Source organism: Cobetia sp. 5-25-4-2, assembly GCF_013374075.1.
Classification (GTDB): Bacteria; Pseudomonadota; Gammaproteobacteria; order Pseudomonadales; family Halomonadaceae; genus Cobetia; species Cobetia marina.
In genome coordinates this window covers 1-266 of the sequence record NZ_BLWK01000035.1, presented here as the reverse complement: position 1 = coordinate 266, position 266 = coordinate 1, and the positions used below count along the sequence as shown (strand labels likewise).

At 50.8% G+C, this 266-nt stretch carries 1 rRNA gene; it reads right to left on the bottom strand.

Annotation, left to right across the window (positions count from 1 at the left end):
* Nucleotides 1-266, bottom strand: a 23S ribosomal RNA gene (locus HXS65_RS17425); the annotation flags it as partial.

Below are 266 nucleotides of genomic sequence, written 5' to 3'. Positions count from 1 at the left end.
TCATCCCAGCATTTTTCAACATACTTGGGTTCGGGCCTCCAATTGATGTTACTCAATCTTCACCCTGGCCATGGATAGATCGCCCGGTTTCGGGTCTATACCCTGCGACTGGTCGCCCAGTTAAGACTCGGTTTCCCTACGCCTCCCCTATACGGTTAAGCTCGCCACAGAATATAAGTCGCTGACCCATTATACAAAAGGTACGCGGTCACACCACGAAGGTGCTCCCACTGCTTGTACGCATACGGTTTCAGGATCTATTTCAC